Here is a 1033-nt window from a genome sequence, read left to right as displayed (position 1 = left end):
CCACGGGTCCACCCATGTCAGTGGATTCGGCGCATACTGGTACAGATTTAACCCACCCGCTAACCCGATAGGGTCTTGCTGGGTAAAGCGACCTAAATCTGGGGCGTAGTACCTGAAGGTATTATAGTGCAGGCCGGTTTCTTTGTCGAAATATTGCCCTTGAAAACGCAAGTTTTGTTCACTGCTAAACTCACCGGTAGGGCGGGCCTGACGCTGTAAATTCCCCCAAACACCATATTGACCTTGCCAAACGAGATGACCGTCACCGTTGGTGAGCGCCTCCGGCAATCCGTTTAAGCCACTGTGCGTGTAATAGATGGCGCACCGTGGATTGGCGGGGGTATCCGTGCACTCAATACGGGCTAAGGAGGTATAACTGTGGTCATTGTACGCATGGTACACCGTGGTGTGCGGTTTGGTGCTACTGTGCTCATGGGTAAGCACCATCCCCACCCAGCCAAAGGTTTGCACTTCATCCGGCTCACGGGTGGGGTAAGTGAGGGTATTGGCTATCGCACTGGCTTTCCATAAGCGTTTTTCAATTCGCCGCCCGAGGATATCATAACGGTATTCCGCGCGCTCATAACCCAGTGGGCCTTGGTGAATATCGACCGCAATAATCCGGTTCTCTGCATCGTAATGATAATGCTGTCCGGAAGTGCTGCCTTTTTCACAACGTGAAACCATGCGCCCAAAACCGTCATACTGATAATCAAATTGGTCGCTGTGGTGCACTTGGTTATGCAGGGCACTTTGCTGACGATCTTTAAATAAATTTGCCGCTTCATCGTAGCGAAAATGTTCCGTTTGCACCGAGCCTAAATGCTGGATTAATTGCCCTAAGGGGTCATACTGATAGCTGTTATAGTACCAGTGCCCTGACGTAAATAAATCATTCCCTTGGCCGTAACTGACACTGCGCTCAATCAAGTGATTGCGCTTATCCCAGCGGTAACGGCGGTCAAGGACCGGCATCGTGAACACCGATTCATTCATCCGACGGGCGACTTGATGGGTGATACGCCCTCGGGTG

General features: G+C 51.4%; 1 protein-coding gene. It reads right to left on the bottom strand.

The annotated features are described in order from the left end of the window. On the bottom strand, positions 1-1033 hold a 1033-nt coding region (locus tag PR699_RS19360; protein ID WP_272577894.1), incomplete at both ends, for an RHS repeat-associated core domain-containing protein.

The sequence above is a fragment of the Providencia sp. PROV268 genome (genome assembly GCF_028477805.1).
Taxonomy (GTDB): Bacteria; Pseudomonadota; Gammaproteobacteria; order Enterobacterales; family Enterobacteriaceae; genus Providencia; species Providencia stuartii.
This window is presented reverse-complemented; position numbering and strand designations above follow the sequence as displayed.